The 20,988-nt window shown below is 48.2% G+C and carries 19 protein-coding genes; 6 read left to right on the plus strand and 13 right to left on the minus strand.

Annotation, left to right across the window (positions count from 1 at the left end; all coding sequences use genetic code 11):
• Positions 1–49 precede the first annotated feature (49 nt).
• From ACHZA2_RS08480 to ACHZA2_RS08505, 6 genes are all read right to left on the minus strand, one after another.
• Positions 50–1,501: a response regulator gene (locus ACHZA2_RS08480; RefSeq protein ID WP_319579347.1), complete on the minus strand. Its 1,452-nt coding sequence runs from the start codon at positions 1,499–1,501 to the stop codon at positions 50–52.
• A 176-nt stretch (positions 1,502–1,677) separates the two neighbouring features.
• Complete coding sequence (locus ACHZA2_RS08485; protein ID WP_319579348.1) at positions 1,678–2,832, minus strand: DUF4114 domain-containing protein; 1,155 nt, start codon at positions 2,830–2,832, stop codon at positions 1,678–1,680.
• Positions 2,833–2,849: 17 nt separating this feature from the next.
• The gene (locus tag ACHZA2_RS08490; RefSeq protein WP_319539219.1) at positions 2,850–3,284 is read right to left on the minus strand and encodes a type IV pilin N-terminal domain-containing protein; all 435 of its coding nucleotides are present in this window, start codon (positions 3,282–3,284) and stop codon (positions 2,850–2,852) included.
• Positions 3,284–4,111: a type IV pilin N-terminal domain-containing protein gene (locus tag ACHZA2_RS08495; protein ID WP_319539218.1), complete on the minus strand. Its 828-nt coding sequence runs from the start codon at positions 4,109–4,111 to the stop codon at positions 3,284–3,286. Before ACHZA2_RS08495 ends, ACHZA2_RS08490 begins: the two co-directional genes overlap by 1 nt.
• Positions 4,112–4,430: 319 nt before the next feature.
• A complete protein-coding gene (locus ACHZA2_RS08500) occupies positions 4,431–5,081 on the minus strand; it encodes a type IV pilin (RefSeq protein WP_319579349.1) in 651 nt (216 codons plus the stop codon).
• Entirely contained in the window at positions 5,081–6,811 is a 1,731-nt protein-coding gene (locus tag ACHZA2_RS08505) for a hypothetical protein (protein WP_394698530.1), read from the minus strand. Before ACHZA2_RS08505 ends, ACHZA2_RS08500 begins: the two co-directional genes overlap by 1 nt.
• A gap of 196 nt (positions 6,812–7,007) precedes the next feature.
• Here ACHZA2_RS08505 and ACHZA2_RS08510 point away from each other — a divergent pair, with 196 nt between their 5' ends.
• The 3 genes from ACHZA2_RS08510 (at position 7,008) to ACHZA2_RS08520 (ending at position 8,886) form a co-directional block, all read left to right on the plus strand.
• Positions 7,008–7,940 (plus strand): magnesium transporter CorA family protein, encoded by a 933-nt coding sequence (locus ACHZA2_RS08510; protein ID WP_319539215.1) that lies wholly within the window; start codon positions 7,008–7,010, stop codon positions 7,938–7,940.
• Between the two features lie 121 nt (positions 7,941–8,061).
• Complete coding sequence (locus ACHZA2_RS08515) at positions 8,062–8,667, plus strand: hypothetical protein (RefSeq protein ID WP_319579351.1); 606 nt, start codon at positions 8,062–8,064, stop codon at positions 8,665–8,667.
• A gap of 9 nt (positions 8,668–8,676) precedes the next feature.
• Positions 8,677–8,886: a helix-turn-helix transcriptional regulator gene (locus tag ACHZA2_RS08520; protein ID WP_319539213.1), complete on the plus strand. Its 210-nt coding sequence runs from the start codon at positions 8,677–8,679 to the stop codon at positions 8,884–8,886.
• Between the two features lie 90 nt (positions 8,887–8,976).
• Here the strand turns inward: ACHZA2_RS08520 and ACHZA2_RS08525 are convergent, their stop codons facing one another.
• From ACHZA2_RS08525 to hmgA, 3 genes are all read right to left on the minus strand, one after another.
• Entirely contained in the window at positions 8,977–11,040 is a 2,064-nt protein-coding gene (locus ACHZA2_RS08525; protein WP_319579352.1) for a M13 family metallopeptidase, read from the minus strand.
• A 139-nt stretch (positions 11,041–11,179) separates the two neighbouring features.
• Positions 11,180–12,124 carry a hypothetical protein gene (locus ACHZA2_RS08530; RefSeq protein ID WP_319579353.1) on the minus strand — a complete coding sequence of 315 codons (945 nt, stop codon included), beginning with the start codon at positions 12,122–12,124 and terminating at the stop codon, positions 11,180–11,182.
• Positions 12,125–12,165: 41 nt separating this feature from the next.
• A complete protein-coding gene (hmgA, locus tag ACHZA2_RS08535) occupies positions 12,166–13,371 on the minus strand; it encodes a hydroxymethylglutaryl-CoA reductase (NADPH) (protein WP_319579354.1) in 1,206 nt (401 codons plus the stop codon).
• Positions 13,372–13,411: 40 nt separating this feature from the next.
• On the opposite strand from hmgA, the gene ACHZA2_RS08540 reads away from it, so the two are divergent.
• Complete coding sequence (locus ACHZA2_RS08540; RefSeq protein WP_319579355.1) at positions 13,412–14,323, plus strand: class I SAM-dependent methyltransferase family protein; 912 nt, start codon at positions 13,412–13,414, stop codon at positions 14,321–14,323.
• A gap of 47 nt (positions 14,324–14,370) precedes the next feature.
• Here ACHZA2_RS08540 and ACHZA2_RS08545 read toward each other — a convergent pair whose 3' ends face one another.
• Together ACHZA2_RS08545 and ACHZA2_RS08550 are read right to left on the minus strand one after the other, a co-directional pair.
• Positions 14,371–14,754: a hypothetical protein gene (locus ACHZA2_RS08545; RefSeq protein ID WP_319539208.1), complete on the minus strand. Its 384-nt coding sequence runs from the start codon at positions 14,752–14,754 to the stop codon at positions 14,371–14,373.
• A gap of 39 nt (positions 14,755–14,793) precedes the next feature.
• Complete coding sequence (locus tag ACHZA2_RS08550; protein ID WP_319579356.1) at positions 14,794–16,500, minus strand: PEGA domain-containing protein; 1,707 nt, start codon at positions 16,498–16,500, stop codon at positions 14,794–14,796.
• 116 nt (positions 16,501–16,616) lie between these two features.
• Here ACHZA2_RS08550 and ACHZA2_RS08555 point away from each other — a divergent pair, with 116 nt between their 5' ends.
• Positions 16,617–16,949 carry a helix-turn-helix domain-containing protein gene (locus ACHZA2_RS08555; RefSeq protein WP_319579357.1) on the plus strand — a complete coding sequence of 111 codons (333 nt, stop codon included), beginning with the start codon at positions 16,617–16,619 and terminating at the stop codon, positions 16,947–16,949.
• Positions 16,950–16,971: 22 nt separating this feature from the next.
• On the opposite strand, the gene ACHZA2_RS08560 is transcribed toward ACHZA2_RS08555, so the two are convergent.
• On the minus strand, positions 16,972–18,243 hold the full coding sequence (locus ACHZA2_RS08560) for a PAS domain S-box protein (RefSeq protein WP_319539205.1): 1,272 nt from the start codon (positions 18,241–18,243) through the stop codon (positions 16,972–16,974).
• Positions 18,244–18,349: 106 nt separating this feature from the next.
• On the opposite strand from ACHZA2_RS08560, the gene ACHZA2_RS08565 reads away from it, so the two are divergent.
• The gene (locus tag ACHZA2_RS08565) at positions 18,350–20,437 is read left to right on the plus strand and encodes a thioredoxin domain-containing protein (protein WP_319579358.1); all 2,088 of its coding nucleotides are present in this window, start codon (positions 18,350–18,352) and stop codon (positions 20,435–20,437) included.
• On the opposite strand, the gene ACHZA2_RS08570 is transcribed toward ACHZA2_RS08565, so the two are convergent.
• A complete protein-coding gene (locus ACHZA2_RS08570; protein WP_319540914.1) occupies positions 20,424–20,900 on the minus strand; it encodes a pyridoxamine 5'-phosphate oxidase family protein in 477 nt (158 codons plus the stop codon). The genes ACHZA2_RS08565 and ACHZA2_RS08570 overlap by 14 nt on opposite strands.
• Positions 20,901–20,988: the final 88 nt, after the last annotated feature.

A 20,988-nucleotide genomic window follows, 5' to 3' on the forward strand; every position in this document is an offset into this window, starting at 1 on the left:
TATCGTCTCCATCCAGAGACAATCTTCCTGGGATTTAGATTGGTAAGGATCAGGCGAGTTCTACCACATGGGATGATTCAGGTGAACTCACCTTGAAAGTAAAGTTATGGAGGGCTCCGGTTTCAGTGAGGACCACACCGGTATAATCCCCATAGAGCAGTTGAAAACTGGTCTGCCCGGTGGCAGATGTGATATCGTTTCCGACTATTTTTCCCCCGCTCTTGATGGTGATGCGGATTCCGGGTATCGGTCTCCCGCCTCTGTGAAGGTCTAGGGTTATATTGCCTATCCCTTTTCTGATTGAAGGAATCTCAGGTATTGCATAAACGTTGGGAGCCCTGATGTGGCTTTTATCATAGATGCGACATCCAGTGATGAACCGGGTGGCGATCTCAGGAGCAGTCGGATAAAATGTGAACTGGTGGCTGTCCTTGAGGAAGAGAGTGCTTTTATCACCGTACAGTACTCCTGATCGGTCGATATAGATCCCCCCGTCCGGCTCGCCGTTCAGAAATATCAGGAATGCACGATGGCCGTCCTGGCCTGTTGTAGAGGCGATGCCATGCATCTTTGAAGAGCGGGCATTCTTAATCAGATCAGGCAGCGTCCACGAACCTGCAGGACGGGTGTTCTCGATGATGAAATTGAGCGGAACGTTCTCGTCAAAGTCACCCATGTCCTTTGGGAGATCTGTTGCCTTCTCCTGGTACCTCTCCTCGTACTCTTTTACATCAGCCCGGGCCTCGCTCTCCTGGCTGATATCGCGGCCGGTTGCTTTACAACTCACAAGGTGTCCTTCTGATGAAAAGACCCCTTCAATGTGCCATGAGAAGGTCAGGCTTCCTCCGTCTGGTGATGCAAGGGTCTGTTGAAGATCTACCTCTGCTGAGTCAGGGGTGAGAAGGTGAATTGCTCCAATGAGTTCATCCTGGTCTTCGGGGGAGAGATCTGACAGAAATTTTCTGCCGATCATATCGGTTGGTGCCCCTCCGTTGAGGATAGAGAACGGTTCGTTTGAGCGGATTATGGTAAGGTCTGGCAAAAAATCAACGATCAGCTCGTTCTGGACTGAGCGGACAGAGTGGTAGAGTTTCTCCCTCGCTGCCAGTTCTTCCTGTACATCTTTCCTGTCTGCAACCTGGATGATTCGCTGTTCAAGGATTGCGAACTGTTCGAAGGGATCGCTTCCTTTTCTGATATAATAGTCAGCACCGTGGTTAAGGGCCTCGATGACGACCTCTTCTTTTCCTTTCCCGGTGAATAGAAGAAATGGAATGTTACCGAAATTTTTTCGGATATATTTCAGGAGGGCAACCCCGTCCATGTCCTGCATCTGGTAGTCAGATACGATGACCTGATATGAGTTCCTGGAGAGGGCTTCTATTGCTTCCCTCCCAGAACTAACACAGGTAAGTTCGACCTTCCCTGAGTGGCCTAGATATTCTTGAGCTAACATCAGGTGAGGGATCTCATCGTCTACATACAGGACCTGAATTGCCATGGGTGAGCCTGGTACTGTTAGTTTAGTCTTTTGATTGATAATTGTTTGTGTATATTAATCATGAAAATGCTCCGCATTTTCACAAGTTGGACCTATTGAGAACTATAATGCCGTTTAATCTGGAGATAACCCTTCAATTCAAAATAGTGATATTATTGGTGATAATTGTGGGTTTTTTATCCCGTGCAACTGGTGCAATTTGGCATCTCAGCACTCGTGCAATCACGGGTACCGGAATCACATTTAACCAGAACACTCTTGTCATACCCTAATTTCCATTTTATATTGTTCCAGAATCTGGTTGTCCAGAATGGAGAGTTCTTCGATTCAGTAACATAGAACAATTCGGGCTGACATCGGCTCTTCCCCACCATTCCGGATCCGGTGAACTCATTCCATGGAAGGCTCTTGCCATTGATGGGTATCTCATACTGGACCCCGGCAACATTGCGGTAGGTAAATAATGCTATACAAGTCCTCTGATTACCTTTATTGTATGAACTATTACATTTACAAACATCCACAGACTCCGGGATAAGTGAACCAGCTCCACCTGTACTGGAACATTTAGTTGAAACACCGCCACTTACGTAAAATTCAACATCGTTGAAGTCGTTATCTCCTCCTCCAGAGGCATCTTCGAAACTTACCAGGTATTTAAAGTGCGTTCCTGTTTCATTTTTTAGCGTAATCGCTGCATGGACATAGTCATCCGGGTTTCTCGATGCTGAACCTGTGTAATAGGTTCCTTTGTACGTGCTCCCGTCATATACTGCATCCGCAAATTTAAGTTCTGTGCCTATTGAAAAATTTCCTAGAGATTTGCGGGTAGTACCCCCGGAGTATGCAGATTTTGAGTCTCCGATTGCGATATTATTTGGGCTGGACAATGAGTACACGCTCTTATACCATGCATCAGAAAACGCGAAATCAACAATAATTTCACTTGTGTTATCTGTAACACAAAGGGTAGATCCAACTCCTCCTTTGTCAATTGGAATCACAGTTGTTGCAACGGGTATCGGAGTTGGTGTCGGAGTAGGGCCCTCTGTACTTGGATTAGACGCCTCCACATAATACGAGGGGTCCGGATGCTGTTCATCATCGACAATCGCCCTGAAATCGTTAACACTCTTTGTACCGGTACCTGATTGGACTTCCCCACCGAGGGATGCTCCATACGGGATATCGTTGATATAGATATCCACAGATTGAGGTTTGCCTTTTCCTGTGTAAATGTCAGCAGCTGATGTAATTGCCACAGTTCCGATAATTACCAGAAAAAGAACAAAAATACCAGTTAATCTGATCTGGTTTTGTTTTTTGTTCATAATTCATCACCTGAAAATCACGAATCTTTCATTATGTACGAGATAACTGATACATCCCCGTTAATCATCTTTTCAGACTTGTTGTATCCGTATTCGGTTTCATTAAAACTCCAATAACAGAGTTCGTTATGACTTAATCCTGAGTAGACCTCTGCAGGGAAAAATTTGGAAGCATTGACCTTGAGTCTCTCATATTTGCTACCTTCAGGATACTGTGTCTCAAGCCAGTACTTCATGCCTGCCGGATTGATCGGATCCCCGCCTTCATGCCTGATGACAACTGCAAATTTCCCTTCCCCGCAGTCAATACATGATGAACTCAAAACCGACTTTGACTTTGCCTGAGGTGGGGGTGTTGATGTCATGAAAACCGCGACTATCCCTATTCCCAAAAGGACTATCGACACCAGAATGATTGTCCCGATAATCTCAGATACTGCCTTTTCCTTCATTATGATACCACACAATTTCCTGAATCAATTGATCTACCAAGCCACCACCGGACTCTTTTTGAGAAGTTTACAGAGATCATGTCATTTCCCGCACCTGAAGTAGTAAAACTTGTAAGATTGGTATGGCTGTCCGACCCCTCAATAAAGTTGTATGGTTTGTTCGGACTGTAGGAGTACGACATATAACTACCATTGTAATTATATGTGAAAACGGCCCGACAGTCATAACCGTTACAGCCGGATGTGCATTGTGTTACATTCTTCAGGACCGGTGCCAGTTCCACAGTCGGATCCATACATTCATCAGGTTTGTTCTCTTTTACGCAGGTACTGTTTCTGATATCTTCTTTGAATTCAGCCGTTATCATCGAAGATTTGTAGGGATAATATCTGATATCCATGCCAGTCGGGTCACTCAAACTGACAAACCTGAATCTCAAGGAGTCTCCACTTTTCCATTGGTCAGATGACCTCCATGTCTCCCGTGTTGAATGACTGCTCTCCCCGATATCTGCATACATACAATCCTCTGGTGTCGAGTCATACACCCACCATGGGGTAATCGGGTTTATACTTCCATCACGATTATGGCGAAAAAACTGGATTTTGTCTCTGTCCAGTGCCTGCCCGCCTCCATGGTACATGATAACTTCGTAAGTTCCGTTCAGATCACATCGTACACAATACGAACTGATTGATGCCTTGGGGGTTTCATCTGGTGGAGGATTTGAAAGCAGAATTACTCCGAGCAACCCCATTCCTCCCATAACCACGCCGATCAGAATGACTGCCCCGATAATATCTGATACAGCGTACTCATACCTCATCTCATACCCCTTTGGACAAAGACTGAATGCGTTTATTACATCTTATATCTTTTGAGTGTGTAGAAAGGGAATTTGCACAAAAGTATTAATTGAAGATATTACTCCTCTCATGTGTGTTCGAGTAAGAAAAGAAGTGTATATAATAATATTCTTTAAATACGATCTAATGATGAGAATTTTGTTCCTAATTAATAAGGATACATTAACGTACGTTTAAATAAAATTTTCATCTGAAATCTTCGGGATATAAAATAAAATGTATGATTTTATATCCGTGTTACGTCCTGAATTCAGCGAATATTGGGTGATACTGGCTTTTCTATGTGATGTCGGTTCCGAACTGATTCTGCGCGAGAGTGATGTCCCCTCCTGATGGCAGTGTATATCTTATCAGCACCGTATCAACAGGACTATATGAATTTCTGATGCGTAAGGAATCCCCGGTGCTTAAATTTTTAGTCGAGCTCAAATGATCGATCGGGACAAATTTATCACCGTCTGATATTTTTTTTATCTCCCAGTTTGTCTCAATCAGGTTTCCATTTATCAGGACTCCGACGTCAGCAACTTTCAAGGCATCCCCTCCCAGGTGACAGATGTACAGATCTTCACATCGTTTCAGATCAGAGCATATGGGATCCATACAACTCTCCTTACATCTCATAATCTCTGACATCTGTTGTTCTGAAGATAACTGAGAATCAGATGAATAATCTCTCCATTCACAGTCTTTCTCACAGGTTTTATTATTCCCCGGGTGGCAGCCAAATGATGCTCTGACGCAGGGAAACTCAATACTGGTATCAGAACTGTGAGTTTCATTGCATGCCATACTCAATTTCGCATGAGGCATCGATGTGGGTTTGACTGATGGGATGTAAAAAGCTGCAAAAATTCCAAAAGCTCCAACAATTATTCCGATAAGAAGTATTGCGCCAATAATCTCTGTAATACCCTGGTCCTGTAGCATCAGAGTGCTCCGCTCTGCATAACCAGGGACACCTCAGAGTCCATATAATCAAGAATAAACCAGTCGCTTTTGTCAGCTGGTTTTGCAAGCATAAATTCATAAAGTTCTTTCTTACATGCCTCAGCAGTGGTTGTTGTCTCTGATGGACATGAATCCTTGATGTTTGGTGCATTCTTCCCAATGACCAGATTTGCAGAATACGGGGGAAACATCGGGTCAGTACTACCGGAATTGGTTTCCATAAAAAAAGAGTAATACCAGTTTGTGTACTCGCCAATCTCCGGGTTTTTTCTGGAATTATCAGAAAGAGTCTTGTTAGTGATCGTCTTTACCTGATCAAATCCCCGCTTCCAGATCTTCACGGTGTCACTCATCAGTTCTTTTTCTTCAGTAGTGAGAACCCGGGATGTCCTTGTTGAAGAACTTGTCACCCTTGGATCATCAGGGATGAACTGGAGCCAGATAGCATAGGCGTTCTGTGTTTCACCCTCTCTCATCTTCCATAGTGATGCACTCGTTGGGGAAGATCCGTAATCTGAAGCGGTTTGAGTACTGTTAAATATATTCTGGTTTATCTTATCTAATTTACAGAATATCTGGGCACTTACTGACCCGCTGATGTCTTCAGTGTCAGTGATTCTGATATTATGGATGCTTACTCGTAAGGGGTATTCCGGATTTGGATCACGACTCACATTCTGAACCGGGGTTAAGGCTATTGATGGAATCAGCATGATTGATGAACCACCATCCGCAGGCTGATTAAGAAAGAGACCCCCCATCTCATACAAAAGATTCTGGTTTACCCAGTACCGGTTATTTGATTCATACTGAAATGAGCCGATTCTTGGTGGGAATTTCTCAACTTTGGTTGTAACAGTGTGAGGGGAATATGCATCAGATTCGATAAATTCGTCAGTATTTATCTCGTAATAATCGGATGTGTTGTTAGGGATGATATCGTTGTCTTTGAACAGATTATATGTGTAATTTTTTCCGAATGTAATATTCTCAATTAAGGTCTTTTCAGAGATGAAGCCACCGGGATGAGGTGTTGAATTCTGGAAGATCTCAAGTACAAGATCACTCCTTTCTTTCAGGTACATTACTGTTGAATCGTTGTATGGTGGATTTGATGTGGTATTGTTCAAATAAAAATGGGCAGTTCCCGGGTATGTGACTCTGCCGTTGTCGGTGAGGAAAAATGTCTTCTTTACAGTAATGTTGTAAAACCTCTCTGAAAGATTGAAATGACCTGGAGTAGACTGGCACTCACCCTGGTCATTACATTTGATCTCCAGAACCTTTGGTGGTAATTCTGGAAGAGCTGGTTTAATCGGAGGAAGATCAGAAAGGTTTACCATATCGCCACTGACATTCACCGATAAAAAATCGTTCTGCTCATTTACCATCAAAACACCGGATGCTTCAACAAAGGAGTTTACCGGCATGATGCTCAAGGAACCCATTCCGACAGAAGAAAGGGTACCGAGCTCGAATGACCTCGCGATGGGCATGTTAATTTTATTGTTTATGATTAACCCGTCAATGTCTGCTTTCAGCCCGATGAACTCCTGGGTAATATATTTCATATGGGATATCTCGGCATCCCGGCCCTGGATGGGAACGACATAGAGCAGGTACATTGAGAATAATATCGTCAGCAGTGAGACTATCATCAGGAACCCGATAACCTCGGATAGCCCACGCTCCTTCGTACATCCCACCATCGAATGCGTTACTGTTTACTCTCAAGGTTCATGAACCTATTGCGTAGCTGATCTCCCGCCTCAGACAACTGGATTTGGCGGACTGGATCTGATATCCGGTGTTCGGAATTGTATTCTCATTTCTCGCCAGAAGACCGGTAAGAACGTATGAGATGACTATTAACCCCATCCCGGAGATCTCAGTACAGGCACTTTCATGATCACCCAGTACATCACCACAAGCGATGGCCTCACCGAGATAGAGGACTTCAGGCCGGGATGCTGGGTCAAGGTTGTCAACCCGACCGAGAAAGAGATTGCCTACCTTGTCGGCCAGTTCGGCATGCCCATCGACTTTCTTACTGACCCGCTTGATGTTGATGAGCGGGCCCGGTTCGAGGTCGATGAGGGTAACACCCTGATCCTTATCAGGTCTGCACGACGGGAACCGGAAGAAGCGGCAATCCCGTACATAACCCTGCCAATAGGCATCATCCTCACCCAGGAACTCATCATAACCGTCACTCTCACTGAAGTCGATGTCATGGAAGAGTTTCTGTCCGGATGGGTGAGAAACCACGATACCAGACAGCGGACCCGGTTTGTTCTCCAGCTCTGTTACCGTACCGCACTGCGGTTCCTGCGGTATCTCAAGGAGATCAACCGGATGACCGGGGTCATTGAACGCAATCTTCACCGTTCAACCACCAACGACCAGCTCCTCGGACTGTTTAACCTTCAGAAGAGTCTGGTTTACTTCACCACATCGCTCCGGTCAAACTCCCTGATGGTTGAGAAGTTCTCATACCAGAGCGTGCTTGATATGACCGACGAGGAGCATGATCTGTACGAAGAGATGGTGATCGAGAATAAACAGGCACTTGAGATGGCAAATATCTATACCTCCATCCTTACCGGCATGACCGGAACATTTGCCTCGATCATCAACAACAATGTCAACGTGGTGATGAAACTCCTCACCAGCGTGACGATACTTATTGCCCTCCCAACAATGATCGCAAGTATCTACGGTATGAATGTTTCACTCCCCTTTCAGGAAGTTCCGCATGCGTTCCTTTTTGTCATGGGAACTGCCCTCAGTCTCTCTGCAGTCGGTTTATTTGTTCTGCTCAAGTGGAAAGTGCTTTAATCTGCCTGAAATGTCTGATGTTTCACAGGCCGATATTCCCTCATTTTTCTCGTGATATCTAGTAGATTGACCTATGTTATATGTGAGAAAAATATAACTTATGTGTGATCAAATTAACATTATGCGAGAAATATTTAACTCATTACGGTCTGGACATTCGCATCGTCAGACTCTTGGCGTGGTCGGGCTCCTTGTAGCAGCAGTCATCATCACCTATTCTCTGGCCAGACTCTCCAGTGGAGATCACTCCGGTGATCTTCTCCTCTGGCTCGGAGTTATCTCTGCGATCACGCTTGTTATTTACGCTCTCAAGACCCGGAAAAGCAGAGTTGTTCAGTATGGTGTGGTAGGTATCGGGTTGCTTCTGATTGTTTCCGGTGTCCTGGCTGCCCTGATGAAGGCTCTTACCGGAGCCGTTGCCCTCACCCCCGTGATGATGACCGGGCTTATCGCGGCGGGACTGATCATCATCACCCTAGGTGTGAGAATGAAGGAGAGGGCGGAGGATATCGGAATACAGGATGAACGAAGTCTGCGAATTGGAACCTATGGAATCTCCTACTCGTGGTATCTGACCTACCTGACCATCGTCTGTACCGGATGGCTTGCCGGAATGAAGGTTATCCAGATTGATGGTGCTACAATCTGCCTGTTGCTTATCATTCTGATGCCGGTAAGTGCCATGATCTTCCAGTGGTACTTCAACATGAAAGGCGATGTCTACTAGGGAGGGATAATGCATACCCGGATGAAAGAGTTTCGTGCCCGTTTCGGGTATACTCAGGCAGATCTCGCGGGCCGGGTCGGTGTCAGGAGGGAGACCATCGTGTTTCTTGAGAAAGGGAAGTACAACCCATCGCTCCGGCTGGCCCGTCAGATCTCACAGGCACTCGATACCACAATTGATGAACTCTTTCTATTCGATGATGAGGAGGACAATCCATAACGCTTACAATCGGATATCAGGGTTTAAACCGGTCAATCCGGGAAAATATTCCAAAAAAGTTCGTCAGGTTCTTTCAGAAAATGGGAAGGGTTACCAGACCCTGGCCCGTGCGGTCTCGTCCCGGTATAATGTATCTCCCTGACTGATCTGTGGGAATGTCGCGTAGAACTCATCAAGATTAAACGGAATTGCGTTCACCCTGTACTTGTTCCAGGGATGCTCTTCTATCAGCACCATATTACGAAGTTCTTCATCCCTAATGGTGCCCCGCCAGGCCTGGGCATAGGCGAGGAAGAATCGCTGTTCATCAGTAAACGCCGAAGAGGGGTGATACATCTCAGAAATATTGGATGAATTGATATCTGATCCGACAGTTTCATTCCCGGTCCTGGTATTCTGCCATGCGTTCCAGGCTATGACCATCCCTCCGAGATCAGCAGCGTTCTCTGCAAGAGTCCGGGTCCCGTTCAGGTACAGGTCAGGGAGCGTTTCCATCTGATCGAACTGTGCCACCAGCGGTGCAGTTGCCTCCATATACCGGACAGTGTCATTCTCATTCCAGAGCATGGTCTCATTCCCGTCTTTCACGAACTTTCGCAGTGGTGAATCAAATCCATGCGTCAGTTCATGCCCAATGATGGAGCCGATTGCCCCGTAATGTTCTGCGTCGTCCACCGATGGATCATAGAAAGGCGGCTGGAGGACACCTGCTGGAAGAACGATCTTGTTCCTGGTGGTGTCGTAGTATGCGTTCACTGAGTGCGGTGAGAGGTACCATGTATCAGGGTTTGATGGGGTATCTGCTATCTGCAGACTTGCCCTGTAGTAGTAACAGGTGATGTTAAGGACATTGTCGAGGTATGAACTGTTTCCTACCTCAAGATTCCGGTAATCCCCGGGCTGGTCCGGGTACCCGATCTGGATCCCCATGGAGTCAAGTTTCTCGGTGGCGTTTTCCCGGGTTTCAGGATCCATCCATGTCAGATTTGCAAGCCTGGATCTTAGGGTAGTCTTGAGATTCTCCACGATCTCCTTTACGTGGGCCTTTTCTTCAGGGGTGAAGTACTCCTTCACATAGAGTTTACCGATAACGCCTCCCATCACGGAGTTCATGGTACCGAGCACCCGCTTCCATCTCGGCTCCATCTGTTCCTGCCCTGAGAGCACCTTGCTGTTAAAGTTGAAGTTCTCCTGTTCGAAGGCCTGGCTGCTGTACGGGGCAGCGAACTGAAGCACCTTGAAGGTCAGGAACTTCTTGAGATCTTCAACAGGTTCATCCTTGAGAACATTGCCAACTTCACGGACATACAGGGGCTGATACATATCGATCACCGAGAGGTCAGTCCGATTCACTGCGGTGAGAAGACCATCCCAATCAATTCCGTCCGTCACCTCGTTCAGGCGACGAACAGGGCATGGGAAGTACCGGCGATCCGGTTTTCCATATCCATGAGAAGGGGCTGATGCATTTGCAAGCCTGGTCTCGATCCGCATCACCGTTGCTGCGTCGATGTCTGCCTGTTCAGGAGATTCGTTGTTGAGCACGAACATCCGTGAGATATGACCTTTGAACTCATCCCTGACCCGTTCACTCTCTGTATCATTCCTGAAGTAGTACTCACGGTCCGGCAGGGATGTCCCGCTCTGCTCTATCGTGGCGATCAACATGCTGCTGTTGCCGGGATCCTCGTCTGCGTAAAACGAGAAGAAGGGTGCAATCCCGAAGTTCATCAGGTACGTTGTCAGGTTCCTGATATCCTCACGGGTTTCTGCCGATGCAATCTTGCTCAGTTCAGGGCGGAGCGGTTCCATTCCGACACGGTCAGCGAGATCCTGGTCAAGTGCAGTCGTGTAGAACGTACCAACGAGCGGTTTCTCGTACCCGTCTTTTCCTGGATTTTCCGCTGCATCCTCTATTATGGTTTTGACTCGGTCGTCAACCGACTGTTGCACCTCAGTTACTGAACTAAACCAACTCAAATCTGCTGGAACCGGGTTTCGTTCCATCCAGTTTCCGTTTGCGTAGGTGAAGAGGTCATCGCCTGGTTTTACCGAGAGATCCATATCATCAGGGTTCAGAGCCGCTACCGGTCCGATCAGGAAGAGAAGAACAAGGATCTCTACCTGAAATAGATATTTAATATATTTCCACATGAATTCACATTCTCTGATTACGACTGGTATCAGACATTGGAGGATCCGATTGTTTCATCCGAAATAGTGTGATCTGAAAGAGTCAGTGCCGATGTCTGCACTGTTGATAGAAAACATATGGTGGGAAAATGGATGAGCCTCACTGTGCATATGACATGAAGGTGAGAGTGTTGCTCTCTGATCCATGGTGATTGTCATCCCCTGCGTAATTTGCAACAAGTCCCACCATATTTGCAAACTTTACCGAGAGGGTAAACCTGAATCTTCCATCAGATCCAGTCTGGGTGGTATCAAACGGTTCACCTGTGGATGCTCCCGGGTACCCGGTCTCGTCGATAGTCACTGTTGCTCCACTGATTCCCTTGCCATCCATATCGGTAAGCCTGCCTGATATCACAACCTCTTCGCCGACTTTAGGAGTGGTTGTGCTGGCAGAGATCGTCAGACTGGTCAGGTCAGGGACCGGGGATGAACGGGTAACCATTGGGATCACGGTCTGCACCGGTGTTATTCTCTGGGTGACAACCGGATTTATGACCGGATCTTTACTCGTTGATGAGTTGAATCTGATCACATTCGAGTATGCCTGATCAGTCCCTGTTTTTGCAGTAACCCTGAAGAGTGTAAGATCCTTGTCTGCTGTCGGAACACCCCAGATAAAAAGGCCGTTCTCGTCCGGGCTGATAGTTGCGAGATCAGTGTAATCTGAATCACTTGATCCCTTTCCGGCAATAGTGAGGGTTGCACCTGCCCGCGCGCTTCCCATGTATCCGACGATAAGATTTGTCTCTTTCCCGCTCAATGTTGAGATGAACGGGGAGATAGTAACCCAGATCTTCGATGATGATACCCCCGATGCCGGTCCGATGGAGAGGGATGATTCTTCCTTTGGCTCAAGGGTGATAACCGGGAAGATACCCATACCCATAGTCGGGGTGTTCTCAAAATCCCAGTCGTCGTACTGGCCGATAACTCCCGGGATGTCATCTGCATATGCCAGTGTGAAAGCCAGCATGACAAAAAGAAGAGAGATGATTGATGCGATATTCAATATCTGAAGACCCATGGTCTGCCTGCTCTTCATCAGGAGAGTGTTGAGAGCACAACCTGAATAAGTTGCTGAGGCTACCTGCCCAGTTCCTTATGAGCTCGTGCAAGATGCTGTGCTGCCTGTGCTCCGAGGAGAGAGAGTTCTCCTGCCAGCACTCCCACTGCGATGATCTCTGCCAGCTTCTTTGCGTGTGAACCCGGTGGATCCCCACCTCCTGAAACACCGAGAAGCCTGAGACACTCTGCCTGGGTTGCAACTCCTGTCCCTCCTCCAACTGTTCCAACCGGAAGAGCCGGAAGTGTGACCGAGACATATACTCCGTCGGGTGCCTGATCGATGGTGGTGATACAGAGTGACCCTTCGACGACATGGGCAGGATCCTGTCCGCAGGCGATGAACATGGCTGCGATGATATTTGCAGCATGAGCATTGAATCCAAGTGATCCTGCTCTGGCCGAACCTACCAGGTTCTTGCGTGTATTCACTTCAAGGAGTGAAGTGGCATTTGTCTTGAGGATGGTTTTTATCTGTTCGTCGGTGAGTTTTACACCGGCAGAAACCGTCTTTCCTCTTCCGAGAACAACATTCACTGCTGCCGGTTTCTTGTCAGTACAGAAGTTTCCTGAAAGAGCCACCAGTCGTGCACCGGTCTGCTGGCTGATCACTTCAGCCGCCTTTTCGCTTGCGATGGTGACCATGTTCATACCCATGGCATCCCCGGTTGTAAAGCAGAATCTGACAAATACTGAAGTCCCGGCTGTCGTGACCAGGACATCAGTCATCTTTCCATGCCGCGTAGTTGCTTCTGCAGCCTTTCTGATCTCATCCTCATGAGTTTGTACGAAATCCACAACTCTCCGTGCATGAGCAACACTGTCAGTTGCAAAGACCGGTGCACGGGTCATACCATCTGAAAGAATTCTCACCTCTGCACCTCCTGCAGCCGTGATGAGACCGCATCCCCTGTTCACTGAAGCGACAAGAGCACCTTCCGTCGTTGCAAGCGGGAGGAAATATGGGCCGTTTGCAAACTCCCCTGATATGTGAACCGGCCCAGCGACCCCGACCGGAACCTGAATGGTCCCGATCATATTCTCGCAGTTCCGCTTCACCACTACATCGGGTTCTATTGAATACTCCCCGATCTTTGGGAGCGAAATGCCGGTCTCTTCCTCAACGAAACGTCGTCGCAAAGCAACCGCCTCACCAGGTGGGAGTTCCTTCTCAAGTGCATAGAGTTTGAGAGACCCGTCCCGGATCCTGCGGAGGTAATCATCCATGCATACCTGTTTGTACCCGAAGTGCAATAACAACTGATGAATGGGGAAGCAGCAGTGGTGCCTGCGGGTGAACCGTCAGGGGGCTGAAACGGTGAGAAGGGCTCTTCTTGAGGAGGGTACCCTGGATAAGAGCCTCAAAATTAGGCCTGATGGTGATGAACTTCTCTTCCCGGTTATCAGCGAGCGTGAAGGATCGATGATGGCCGAGTTTGAAGAACTGTATCAGCGTGCTCCTCTTCCACGGCACGAACTGGTCGGGGGAATTGCAATTCTTGCTGAAGACGATCCTGCCGGTGCTGCAGCAATTCTTGGCGATCGTCCCTCTGTTCACACCGTTCTGTTTGCAGAAAGTGCAGTTGAAGGTGAGTTCAGAACCAAGAGATTCAGGGTTCTGGCAGGTGATGAGACCACAGCCACCATTCATACCGAGTATGGAAGAACCTTCAGGATCGATCTGGAAAAGGCGTACTTTTCGGCACGGCTGGCTTCAGAACGGCAGCGAATCACAGCAATAATGCACGACGGCGAAGAGGTGCTTGATATGTTCGCAGGGGTCGGCCCGTTTGCAGTCATGCTTGCCGAAAAAGCAGGTATGGTATGGGCATGTGATCTCAACCCTGATGCGGTCTCCCTTCTCATCGGAAATATTTCCCGTAATCGCGTCTCAAATGTCATTCCCACTCTTGCCGATGCCGCTGATCTCCCTGAAGTATTTGGCAGACGGTTTGACCGGGTGATCATGAACCTGCCATTGATGGCTGAAAGATTCCTGCCTGCAGCCTCTCGTCTCTGCAGGCCCGGTGGAACGATACACTTCTATGCCCTGGTTGGAGACGAGGATGAAGATACCCCGCTACTCAGAAGAATCCCGAGCAGATCAATGGAAAAACGGTTTGTGAGATCCTATGCCCCTGGCAGATCACATGTCGTGTACGACATTGTTGTGGATTGAGATGATGAGAGGGTCCATTCCGCCTGCAGTTGGTCTGGGACGCTGTTTTAATAATATCCAGATTTCTGGGGGACACATTGTTTGCAGAGGATAGAAATACTCTGTGCAGCGGTTGAGGAGAGCCCGAGGCTCGGGTCACCAGAGAGGTTCCTCAACACCCGGTAGTCTCCCTGGGCACCCTGTTTTAACTGGAAAAGCTTTCGTGCAGAGAGTTCACCCCCACGACGGGTCTGATTATCAGCCTTTTCACCGACGACCGGTATGGTGGTTGTGTTGTTCACCTGATCCTCCGGGGTCATGGGGTCGTCGAATGAGATGAGTGCATATTCGCGAACTGTATACTCGTCAGTACTGTTCCCCTCCTCTTCTGCAAGTACGATCGGCAGGATGACCATACCGATCAGAACGAGAAAGAGAGAGAGTCTGAACATACTTAACCAATACGAGCTCTGGGAAAATGAAAGATATGGTCAGAGTTGCTGCAGGCGCCTGAAAAGCAGGGCTCCAGTTCCCATACTAATAGGCACAAGAACTGCTGGGAACGGAGATTGGGTAGGAACCGGGGTTGTTGTTGGTTTTTGTATAGGGGTCATGTTTACTGATACAGTTGTGGACATACCCCCCTCAATGCGGACCTGGTTGACATTGTTCTGGTACTGCTCCATCTTCAGGATCAATTCATATTGGGCAGGCTTCACCGAGGAGAGAGTCAGGGGTGTGATCCCAATATAGAGATTGTCAAGGAGCACCTGAGCTCCTGCAGGGGATGAACTGACGCTCAATGTTCCGTTCTGGGATGAAGGAACTTTTGGTGATTTCAGTTCAACCTGTACCGGAGTCACCTGTCCGGCAATCACCGTGATGGTTGAGGAATATGTCTCGCGTTGAGGTGCAGTGAGTGTAATTGTGTACACCCCTGGTGTGATATCTGTTAGATCAAGTGATCCTGAAACCGGGGTTACTCCCTGGTAATCAGTATTTAGGGAGACAGAAGCACCTGGCGGAGTGCTGGAAATTGCAACCGATCCTGTGGAGATCTCTGGCGGGGTTTTTACCAGGGATTGTCTGATGCTTGTCTGCTGTCCTGCAGTAATGAGGGCCTGCTGGCTGATTGTCTGATATCCTGATAATTGCAGTTTCACTGTATGATATCCGCTTTCAAGGTTACCCACCTGCTGGGGTGTCTGACCCTGCCACATGTTATCAACCTTAATATCAGCACCTTGTGGGACTGAATCAACAAACAAAGTTCCAGTTTTCTGATATTTTGTAAGAGGGGCAAATACTCTTGGTTGGGCGTTGAAGTTCACCTGGACTTGGGTTGTATATTGATAATATCCCTCTTTACTTACCGTGACAGTGTGCATCCCTGATATTACCTGATTAAATGTGCAGGGAGTCAGGTACTGGGTTCCTCCGTCAAGAGTTGCCAGGGCTCCTGCTGGGTCAGAACTTACATAAATACCTCCATACTGGGTCAGGGGTACAAGTGTCGCCAGTATTGGGTAAATCTGTTCTTTTCCTGGATTTGTAGAGATATGTTCTGTATAATCACGATATCCGTTCATGGTGACGCGTATGTCGTGAGACGGAGTGGCTGTAGTCGGGATCTTTACCAGCAAAGGTGTACCTCCATAATAATCAGTGTCAACATATGCGTCAGCACCCGATGGAATTGAATCAATCTTGAAGAATCCCGAGTCCCCTCCGATGCTGGTTGGTTCAACTGTGATGGTTGGCTGAATCTTTACAAGATTGACAGTCCGGTAGATCGTCTCCCCTGATTTGGGGTTTTCCGATATTAGATCAGTCCAGTCCTGATATCCGTTCTTTGATACCCTGAGATTGTGTGATGGTGTCCCGGTTGAGTAAAGTCTGATGAGGGCAGGGGTTACTCCCTGATTTGAGTCATCAAGGTACACATTAGCACCTTGAGGATCAGAATCGACTGATAAGAAACCGTTGTCTCCTCCGATGTTTATAGGTTCAACAGTAATCGTAGGCTCTAGGGTAGGCTGATCAGTTGGAACCTGAGTGTATGGGGGCTCATCTCCCGGATTAAATGTGTTTTCCTCTGTTGGGAACACATTCATGTTACCATTTGTCTCGGCGAAACAGATGCAGCCTGCACACATGTACAGGGTAAATAGGATGGCTGTAAAGAGATATCGACTCATATCTTTTTCAAACCTCGTAATGTTGAATTTATAGGATTTGCTATGAATCTTTCGGTTATGATTCTTTCTTCACGGTGTGATTACTCTTATTAGATGACACACCGATGAGTACTCACATGGAAAAACTCCCCTGTGAGGATATTGTCTGGGAATCACTTCCGGCAATCAGGGCGGCAATAGCAGCGGAGATGGTTGCAACGGGCCTGTCACAAAAGGAGGTTGCCACCATCCTGGAGATGGCCCCGTCAGCTGTCTCTCAGTATCTGTCAGGCAAGCGGGGGTACCGGATTGAGTTTACTGATGAGGTAAAAATGGCAATCGCATCCCTATCACGTGATCTGCGTGATGGGACCGTTACCAACCCTGCATCACGAATTTGTGCCATCTGCACACTTATCAGGGGTACCCCTTCATGCGGGGCATGTGATGATCCTGAGTCACAGGATTAAGACCTGAAAAAGGTCTGGTGGTTCATGGTTCCCGCCATATCAGGACAACCATGCTGGTTTCACCGGTGTGATCCTGAACCGTGGCAGATGACAGAATTACTTTCTTCTTTCTTCCACCTTTTGCCCTGATCGTATACCTGATGTCACGAACAGTCTTGCCGCGAACGGCATCGGCTATGACGTTCAGTTCAGCGTTCAGTTCAGGAGGGATGATCGTATGGGCATTTCCCCCGAGCAGTTCTTCTGCAGGATACCCGGTGATGGTCTCTGCCCCCTGGTTCCATGAAAGGATAGTCCCCTGAAGTGTCACGGTCAGGACTCCTTCGGCCATAGATGTGAGGAGAACTGAAAGAAGGGTCGATGCCGATCCCCCTTCCTGGAGGCCGGTGACATCACGCGTTATGCCAAGGATCTGTTCTATTTTCCCTGACTGATCAGGTACCGGATAGAGCCGCTGATCAAGCCACCTGGGGATCTGTTGATCGACCATGACCGGGAAGACCTGCCGGTGAGGAGCAGATGTCTCAGTCACGATCTCCACTGAATCACGGATTATCTGGGAAGCCTGTTTGTCATAAGGATCCAGAAGATTTGATCCCATCAGGTCATCCCCCCTCCCATCAGATGCAGCATATCTGGGATTTGCATACTGAATAGCAAAATCCGGGGAGAAGATGCAGACCTGCTCCCATGTCTCTTCAGCCAGGGTTGAGAAGAGAAAATCACTTACACGCCGTTTTTGTTCGGCCTCTTTCCAGTCTGTGATATCTTCAAGGATGAAAGTATGCCCGAGTACCCCGTCGTACATCACCATATCGGCCACGGTCATCCAGAGATGTCTGGTTTTTGTATCTGTATGGACCTGAATCTCATCAGTAAAGGCAACATCGCGGTCCGGGTTGGTGATCCGTGCCCTCATCTCTGAATTCAACCCCTGGATACCCAGAAGATCCAGAAGATTTCTGCCTATGAGATCCTCTTCATCAGACCCAAGGAGATCAAGAGCAGATAAATTTATATTTACGATCCGGTATCGATCATCAGTCTGGATCACCGCATCAGATAGGTAACTGAGCACGCGGGTGACCGGAACACGTGGAGCGAGGTAGTATAATTTCGCCTTTCCAACGCTCCGGACATCCACCACTCCGGAGAGATACATTAGTTCAAGGTATTTTCCGACGGTATTTCTGGACATATGAAGATCAAGAGCGAGCTCAGAGACCGTCATCCCCTTCTGATTCTCTTTGAGGATCTCCTCGATGCTCGCAATATAATATTCATAATTATCCATTGGTAGAAGGAGTTTATTGGTGTCAGTATTTAATTAATTGCGTGATCCAAAATTTTCTCTCATCACCGGTGTAAGTAATCATGTGTAAGAGTGGGTGAGTGAAGCAATGCCAAACCGATTGATCCATGAACAGAGTCCGTATCTTCTGCAGCATGCCTATAATCCCGTAGACTGGTACCCCTGGGGAGAGGAGGCACATGCCCTCGCACGGGAGCGGGATTTGCCTGTCTTTCTCTCCATCGGATACGCTGCATGCCATTGGTGCCACGTGATGGAGAAAGAATGTTTCATAGATCAGGAGGTTGCTGAACTTCTCAATAAATTTTTTGTCTCCATCAAAGTAGACCGGGAAGAACACCCTGAAATAGATCGGATCTATATGGCAGTCTGCCAGGCGATGACAGGATCAGGGGGATGGCCACTGAGTATATTCCTCACTCCTGATCTCAAACCGTTCTATTCAGCCACCTTCATCCCGAAAAGATCCCGTGGAAAGACACCCGGCATGCTTGACCTGATCCCCCACATTGTCCGGGTATGGAATGAGCGGCGTGATGAGATCTATGAGGCCGGGGCTCATCTGCTCGGGATCATATCCCATGCGTACGGAGAGAGCAGCCCTCTGCTTCAGGTGGAAGAGATCACGGATGAGGAGATCCATTCCGCATTCCGAAGCCTTGCCAGTACGTATGATCCTGAGTTCGGAGGATATGGGAGAGGCATGAAGTTTCCTTCAGTTCCTCAGTTGATCTTTCTCATGAACTACGGGGTAGTATTCGGCCACGACCAGGCGATCCGCATGGCAACGGATACACTCTCATCCATGGCTCTTGGTGGAATCCGCGATCAGATCGGATTCGGATTTCACCGGTACTCTGTTGATCGTGCCTGGAATGCTCCCCACTTTGAAAAGATGCTCTACGATCAGGCGATGAACACGTATGCATACACCGTTGCCTGGCAGATCACCGGTGATCCGATGATGCGGAACGCGGCAGAAGAGTCTGTACAGTACATTACCCACACGCTCAGGCGTCAAGGTGGTGGGTTTGCATCTGCAGAGGATGCCGACAGCCAGGGAGGAGAAGGAGCGTTTTACCTCTGGAAACTCTCTGAACTCATGGAGATCCTGACCTCTGATGAACTTGCTCTTGCAGAGAAGGCCTGGGGGATTACTGAAAAGGGCAACCTGCCACCAGAGGCCGGGTTTTCTGCAGGAAGCAATATCATCTCGTGGATCCGGGAGAAGAACGCTGCAGGAAATATTTCCCTCCTTGTACCGCAGGATTCTCCTAGTATCAAAGAGATCAGGAAGAAACTCTTTACTCATAGGGAGATGCGGCCCAGACCCCTTTTGGATGACAAGGTTCTCACCGACTGGAATGGCCTTGCCATCTGGGCCCTTGCGTATACAGGAAGAGTTCTCGGAGACGAATGGATGATCAGTGCTGCAGAGGATGCTGCAGCATTTCTACTGACCTCGATCCGTACTGAAGAAGGGAAACTCTGGCACCAGTGGAAGGCAGGCACGGAAACCATACCCGGGACCGCACAGGATTACATCTTCTTTGTGTCTGGGCTGGTTGGCCTGTTTCAGGCGACCGGAAAACCTTCGTACCTGGAGAGTGCCGTCACGATCATCAGGACTGCCATAGATCTCTTCTGGGATGAGAAGAAGGGAGGGTTCTATTGCACCCGCTCTGATGACCCCCTGGTACCGGTCAGGATTCGCGATGATTATGACGGTGCTGTACCATCAGTGAACGGCGCCGCCTGCCAGGCTCTCAAGGATCTGGGCATGATAACCGGTTCAAGTCAATTCACAAATCTGGCAGAGACGCTCCTGAACGGAATGCACGGCACCATCACCCGGGTACCACAGGGTACCCTCAGTCTTCTCGGCTCTGCCTGCACAGGGAAGAAGGAGATTCGTGCGGTTATTACCGGGGATGCCGGAGATGAACGCAGAATAGCACTCTGGAGGGCATTACATCAGCGGTATATCCCGGGACTGGTTGTAGTTCCCCTTATCCCGGCCCATCTTTCAGACATAAAGAGCCTGATACCTGAATCAGGTATCTACGCCCACGAGGAAACTCCAACCGTGTGGATCTGTGCCGGAGAGACCTGCAGGCCACCGGTATCAGATCCGGAGTCTTTGTCAGACCTTCTTACCCGGATCACACATTCTTAAGCGCAACAAGGCTCCGGACACCATTCAGCCTCCATACCACCGATCTCTCTTCACGACAGATGGACTCGGGGGCATCTTCGGGCGAATGTCCGAGAGCGGCGAGAATATTGAGTGAAAGGTGCTGTTCTCTGATCAGATCCACAAACTTTCCTCTGATGATCTTCTTCTCAATGGAGTCAGTCTCCTCCTCAAGATATCCCTGCAGGGTCACGAACATAAATCCTGAAAGATCAGGCTCGTACTGCTCTATTTCAACAGAGACGTATGGGGACTTGCGGAAGTATTCAAATTTTCTCCCGTACTTTGTGGAGAGAAAGTACAGATGCTTTCCATCATAAACATACATGAACGGCGCAATATAGGGGTACTTTTCCCCCTGGAATGCTATCCGGGCCATGAAGCGATTGTGGATCAGGGCATCATACTCTTCCTTCTCCATCTTGGGAATCTTCACGATCTCCATGGTATAGAACAATGATACACCCTGAGGAATATAAACCATCCCAACTGTATCTACGGTAATATATCTCGATTTTTTCGCCGTAATCTGA

The sequence above is a fragment of the uncultured Methanospirillum sp. genome, assembly GCF_963668415.2.
In the GTDB taxonomy this organism is placed as follows: domain Archaea; phylum Halobacteriota; class Methanomicrobia; order Methanomicrobiales; family Methanospirillaceae; genus Methanospirillum.